Source organism: Nocardioides sp., from assembly GCF_036374615.1.
GTDB lineage: Bacteria > Actinomycetota > Actinomycetes > Propionibacteriales > Nocardioidaceae > Nocardioides.
Genome location: NZ_DASUTK010000099.1, coordinates 1 through 5,709, shown reverse-complemented (window position 1 = coordinate 5,709; position 5,709 = coordinate 1). Strand labels below are relative to the sequence as shown.

Annotated in this window: 6 protein-coding genes and 4 tRNA genes; 6 read left to right on the top strand and 4 right to left on the bottom strand. The window is 69.4% G+C overall.

Features of this window, described 5'->3' with window-relative positions:
- Positions 1-2: 2 nt before the first annotated feature.
- From VFZ39_RS07875 to VFZ39_RS07865, 3 genes are all read right to left on the bottom strand, one after another.
- Positions 3-74, bottom strand: a tRNA-Val gene (locus VFZ39_RS07875).
- A gap of 32 nt (positions 75-106) precedes the next feature.
- Positions 107-177, bottom strand: a tRNA-Cys gene (locus tag VFZ39_RS07870).
- A gap of 48 nt (positions 178-225) precedes the next feature.
- A tRNA-Gly gene (locus VFZ39_RS07865) sits at positions 226-298 on the bottom strand.
- 103 nt (positions 299-401) lie between these two features.
- On the opposite strand from VFZ39_RS07865, the gene VFZ39_RS07860 reads away from it, so the two are divergent.
- Entirely contained in the window at positions 402-1,223 is an 822-nt protein-coding gene (locus VFZ39_RS07860) for an aminotransferase class IV (protein ID WP_330865181.1), read from the top strand.
- On the opposite strand, the gene VFZ39_RS07855 is transcribed toward VFZ39_RS07860, so the two are convergent.
- Entirely contained in the window at positions 1,209-1,640 is a 432-nt protein-coding gene (locus VFZ39_RS07855) for an SsgA family sporulation/cell division regulator (protein WP_330865180.1), read from the bottom strand. The genes VFZ39_RS07860 and VFZ39_RS07855 overlap by 15 nt on opposite strands.
- A gap of 76 nt (positions 1,641-1,716) precedes the next feature.
- On the opposite strand from VFZ39_RS07855, the gene VFZ39_RS07850 reads away from it, so the two are divergent.
- The 5 genes from VFZ39_RS07850 to thrS form a co-directional block, all read left to right on the top strand.
- Complete coding sequence (locus VFZ39_RS07850) at positions 1,717-2,211, top strand: PGPGW domain-containing protein (protein WP_330865179.1); 495 nt, start codon at positions 1,717-1,719, stop codon at positions 2,209-2,211.
- A gap of 65 nt (positions 2,212-2,276) precedes the next feature.
- Positions 2,277-2,348: transfer RNA gene (locus tag VFZ39_RS07845), tRNA-Val, on the top strand.
- Positions 2,349-2,595: 247 nt separating this feature from the next.
- Positions 2,596-3,351, top strand: a complete 756-nt coding sequence (locus VFZ39_RS07840) for a hypothetical protein (protein WP_330865178.1) — start codon at positions 2,596-2,598, stop codon at positions 3,349-3,351.
- Positions 3,352-3,444: 93 nt separating this feature from the next.
- Complete coding sequence (locus VFZ39_RS07835; RefSeq protein ID WP_330865177.1) at positions 3,445-4,227, top strand: hypothetical protein; 783 nt, start codon at positions 3,445-3,447, stop codon at positions 4,225-4,227.
- 82 nt (positions 4,228-4,309) lie between these two features.
- A partial coding sequence (gene thrS, locus VFZ39_RS07830) for a threonine--tRNA ligase (protein ID WP_414690274.1) occupies positions 4,310-5,709 on the top strand: 1,400 nt, incomplete at its 3' end.

Below are 5,709 nucleotides of genomic sequence, written 5' to 3'. Positions count from 1 at the left end.
GGTGGGCGATACTGGGTTTGAACCAGTGACCTCTTCCGTGTCAAGGAAGCGCGCTACCACTGCGCCAATCGCCCGTGATCTTGAGTTGTGGGTTGTGCTGATGCGGAGGTGGGTACGGGATTTGAACCCGTGTACACGGATTTGCAGTCCGTTGCCTCGCCTCTCGGCCAACCCACCGCGGAGGCACTCCCCGAAGGAAGCCTGTGGCCGGGAGAGACCTCTCCGAGCGGACGACGAGGCTCGAACTCGCGACCTCAACCTTGGCAAGGTTGCGCTCTACCAACTGAGCTACGTCCGCCTGCGTGCCGAGCCGGGGCCCGGTGCGCAGAGAACAGTAGCCGATGCCCTGACCGGGGCAAAATCCGGCTGGAGCACGCGTGGCGGCCTCCTAGGGTGGCCTCATGAAGGTGTGGGTGAACGGTCAGATCCTGCCCGAACCGACCGCTCCGGCGCTCTCGGTGAACGACCACGGCGTGACCGTCGGGGACGGGGTGTTCGAGGCGATCAAGGTCGTCGACGGGCAGCCGTTCGCGCTGACCCGGCACCTCGACCGGCTGGCGCGCAGCGCCACCGGACTGGGTCTCCCGCCCGTCGACGACGCGCTCGTCCGCAGCGGAGTCGCGGCTGCGCTCGACGGCCAGGACCTCCCGCTAGGTCGGATCCGGATCACCTACACCGGCGGGCCCTCGCCGATGGGATCCGGCCGCGGCGATGCACCGCCGACCCTCGTCGTCGCGGCGGGGGCGATGGCGCCGCATCCCACGACCACCACGATCGTGACCGTGCCGTGGCCCCGCAACGAGCGCGGTGCGCTCGCCGGGCTCAAGACGACGTCGTACGCCGAGAACGTGGTCGCCCTCGCGCACGCCGCGGAGCGCGGGGCGGGCGAGGCGATCTTCGCCAACCTGGCGGGAAACCTCTGCGAGGGGACCGGCTCCAACGTCTTCTACGTGGTCGACGGCGAGCTGCGGACCCCGACGCTCGACTGCGGCTGCCTGGCGGGTGTCACCCGGGCGCTGCTGCTCGACTGGTTCGGCGGAGTCGAGGTGGACGAGCCGATCGAGGTCGCCGAGCAGGCGGACGAGGTCTTCCTCGTCTCCACGACACGCGACGTCCAGGGCGTCTCCAGGTGGAACGACCGGGAGCTGCCGGCCCCTGGCCCGGTCACCGCCGAGGCGGCGCTCACGTGGCGGAAGCGGGAGCCGGAGCTACTGGGCGTCTGAGGTCAGCAGTCGCTCGACCACGGCGTCGAGGTCGAGATGATCGCTCTCGGTGCCGGCGGGGACCAGCGTGTACGTGCGTGCCAGGAAGCGGTGCAGCTGCTCGGTGGACACCTCGCACACGAGGTCACCCTCCGGGCCGGACACGGACATCACGACGACCGCCCGCCCGTCGACGGTGAGGCTCGGCCACATGCTGACGCGGCCACCGCCGACCGGCTCCATGACACCGCGCGCCAGCGACGAGCGGTCGAGCTCGGGTCGCAACGGGACGGCCTCGGAGTGGAACGTGATCCGGACGCCGTACGGCTCGACGACGTCGTACCAGAAGTCGGCCTCGAGGTCGCTCGGTCGACCGGGGGCCAGCAGGCGCACGGTGAGGAGCTGGCTGACGACCCCTGGGGTCGGTAGAGCAGTCACGTAGTGGAAACGAGCGCAGACCGACATCGTGACGGGAATCCGGCCTGCATCTCCTTCGGCCGGTAGGGTCGCAGCCGTGACGGGGGCCGCGAAACGCGTTGCGCTCGAGACACTCGGCTGGGTGCTTCTCGTGCTGGGCGTCGCCCTGATCTTCCTGCCCGGCCCCGGGCTGCTGGGGATCTTCGCGGGCTTGGCGCTGCTCTCCCAGCAGTACGAGTGGGCCGAGCGGCGGGTCGAGCCGGTCAAGGTGCGGGCCCTGATCGGCGCCGCGGAGGGCGTCGAGACCTGGCCCCGGATCGTTCTGTCGCTGGCCGGTGTCGCCATCCTGGTCGCGTGCGGGGTGATCTGGATCCAGCGGCCGGACGCACCCGGCTGGTGGCCGATCTCGGACGACTGGTGGCTCCCGGGCGGGCTGTGGACCGGTGTCACCCAGATCGGCTCGGGCGTGATCGCGCTGTTCCTGATCGCCTACAGCTACCGACGATTCCACGGCAAGCCCGAGGCGGTGCGCGAGCTGCGCGAGTCGATCGACGAGGCACACCAGGACGACCACGAGACCCGCTCGGCCTGAGGCCACAGGGGCTCTGAGCCGGTTTCACCAGCGGGCCGACCGGCGTGTACAGTCTCTCCGTCCTGGGGCGATTGGCGCAGTGGTAGCGCGCTTCGTTCACACCGAAGAGGTCACTGGTTCGAACCCAGTATCGCCCACCCACGCTCAGAGCTCCCCACTTCCCGCGCGGGTGCGAGCTGGTCAAACGGCCGGTGCAGGAGTCATCGGCTGTCGACAGGGTACGAGGCACGAGGCCGATGGGTACTCCGGAGTGCCCATTGACTCAGGCCCTGGTGCTCCAACCAAGGGGTTCCAGGGCTGAACCGCGCCCTGCTGACATCACGCTCCCGCGACACTCCCGGGCGTTGGCTCGCCATGGGGCGGCCGTGCTGGTAACACACAGGTGTGGAGTGGGTAATGGTGGTGCTGGCGGGCGGGGCAGCCGGGTCGCACGTCGTGTGGAAGCTCAAGCAGCGAGCTGACGAGCGCCGGGACCGGGCCGCGGAGCTCGACCTGGCTCGGACGCTCGCGGAGGAAGATGTCCGGGCCTTCGGCGAACAGCTCGAACGACTCGGTGTCGACGTCGCTGCCTCGGACGTGGCCCACATCGCGAAGCAGCACCACCAGACGGCCATCGACATCCACGCCGACGCACAGTCGATGGTGGCCGCGTCCGCCACGGCCGGGGAGATCAGCGACCTGATCGCCACCCTCGCACGTGGTCACCACGCGGCGGCCTGCGTCCGGGCGCACCTCGCGGGCGAGCCCGTTCCCGAGTCCACGCTGCCCTGCTTCTTCAACCCGCAGCACGGCCAGTCGTCGCGGAAGGTGACGTGGACCAGCCCCCGCCGCGGTACCCACAGGGTGCCCGCCTGCGCCCGGTGCGCGACCCGGGTCGCGGTGCGGGAGAAGCCCGATGTGAGGACGATCTCGATCAGCGGCCACCGAGCGCCGTACTGGGAGGCCGGCGCCGCTCTCCACCCCTACTGCCGTGGCTACTTCCCGGGCACCGGCGCCAGCAGCTCGATGGCGTGGCTGTACGACTCGCGCGTGGTCGGCCCGGCGGCTGCCGGGGGCGCCGACGCGCCGTCATTCGGCGCCCACGGCGGCAGGGAGTACGGGGGCTTCGACACCGGCTCGGACAGCGGCACCAGGCCCTGACGACGCGCACGTGTCACGCTCCGGCCGTCACGCTCCGACCTCAGTGCGCTGGCGGGTCTGCCCATCCCGGCTGATTCGTGGTACCACCGGGGTGTGGACCCCGAGTGGGTGATGCTGCTGCTGGCCGGCGGGGGAGCGGGATCGTACGCCGTCTGGAAGCTCAGAGCGCGCCGGGACGAGCGCCGGGAGCGCGCGGTGGCGCTCGAGGGCGTCCGGAAGCTGGCGGACGAGGACGTGACGATCTTCGGTGAGCAGCTCACCCGCCTCGGCACGGATCTCGCCGAGCGATCGCTGGACCAGGAGACGCGCCACGACTACCAGGCGGCGCTCGACGCGTACGAGCGTGCCAAGTTCACGGCGCCACGGCTGGGGTCGACCGAGGAGCTGAGCACGATCATCGACACGCTCGCCACCGGCCGGTACTCGCTCGCATGCGTGCGCGCCAGAGTGGCGAACCAGCCGCTTCCCGAACTGCGGGTGCCGTGCTTCTTCAACCCGCAGCACGGACCGTCCAGCCGGGACGTCATGTACACCGTGCCGAGGCGCGGCACCCAACGGCTGCCGGCCTGCGTCATGTGCGCGACTCGGGTCAAGCAGAAGGAGAAGCCCGAGATCCGGACGGTCCAGATCGGCGACCGGAAGGTGCCCTACTGGGAGGCCGGGGAGGCGTATCTGCCGTACAGCAGGGGGTATTTCCCGGCCGACTCGTCTGTCGCGGTGATCACGTGGGGGTTCGCCGACATGGCGGTCGGCGGTCACCACGGTTCGGGGGCAGGCGACCCATCTGGGGGAGGGATCGGTGACTACGGGATCGGCGACTTCGACGGAACCGGCGGGCTCGGTGGGCTCGGCGACTTCGGCGGCGGCGGTCAGTGATCGCGACACCGATATCGACGTGATGATCGGGAGGTCCGGCCGTTAGGCTCGTGGCGCCCGAGCCCACGACCCAGGAGTCCTCGTGTCCGAGATCAAGATCGCCCGCCTGCACGCCGACGCGCGTGAGGAGCAGACGGTCACGACCGGGACCAAGGCGTGGGAGCTGTTCGCCGACGAGCCGGACGTCATCGCAGCGCGCGTCGCGGGTGAGCTGAAGGACCTGTCCTACGTGCTCGCCGACGGGGACGAGGTCGAGTCGGTCGCGATCGACAGTCCTGACGGGCGCGACATCCTGCGTCACTCGACCGCTCACGTCCTCGCGCAGGCGGTGCAACAGCTGTGGCCCGAGGCCAAGCTCGGCATCGGCCCGCCGATCGAGAACGGCTTCTACTACGACTTCGACGTCGCCGAGCCGTTCCACCCCGATGACCTCGACAAGCTCGAGACCGCGATGCGCAAGATCATCAAGGAGAACCAGCGCTTCGAGCGCCGGGTCACCACCGACGCCGACGCCCTCGACGAGCTCAAGGACGAGCCGTACAAGGTCGAGCTGATCGGTCTGAAGGGGGCCGGCCGGGCCGACGACGCCGCCGAGGGCGCGAGCGTCGAGGTGGGCGCGGGCGAGCTCACCATCTACGACAACGTTCGTCGAAACGGCGACGTCGCCTGGTCCGACCTCTGCCGCGGCCCGCACCTTCCGAGCACCAGGCGGATCCCGGCCTTCAAGTTGATGCGGACCGCCGCGGCGTACTGGCGCGGTGACGAGAAGAAACAGCAGCTGCAGCGCATCTACGGCACCGCCTGGGAGTCGAAGGAGGCGCTCGCGGATCACCTGCACCGGCTCGAGGAGGCGGAGAAGCGCGACCACCGCAAGCTCGGCCGCGACCTCGACCTCTTCTCCTTCCCCGACGAGCTCGGCTCCGGGTTGGTGGTGTTCCACCCGAAGGGTGGCGTGATCAAGCGGGTGATGGAGGACTACGTCAGGCAGCGCCACATCGAGGAGGGCTTCCAGTACGTCGGCACCCCCCATATCTCCAAGGAGGGGCTGTTCCACACCTCCGGCCACCTGCCGTACTACGAGGACACCATGTTCCCGCCGATCGAGCTGGAGAACAGCCGGTACTTCCTCAAGGCCATGAACTGCCCGATGCACAACCTGATCTACCGGTCGCGCGGCCGCTCCTACCGGGAGCTGCCGCTGCGACTCTTCGAGTTCGGGGCGGTCTACCGCTTCGAGAAGTCCGGAGTCGTCCACGGTCTCACCCGGGTGCGTGGCATGACCCAGGACGACTCGCACTCCTACTGCATGCCCGAACAGGCAGGGGACGAGATCAAGCACCTGCTCAACTTCTGCCTCGGCCTGTTCCGCGACTTCGGCCTCGACGACTTCTACCTGGAGCTCTCGACTCGCGACGAGGCCAATGACAAGTTCATGGGCTCCGCCGATCAGTGGGAGACCGCGACCAGGATCCTGGAGGAGGC

Excerpts from the sequence above, each read along its gene's own strand:
- VFZ39_RS07860 (WP_330865181.1), top strand. The coding sequence starts at position 402 with ATGAAGGTGTGGGTGAACGGTCAGATCCTGCCCGAACCGACCGCTCCG.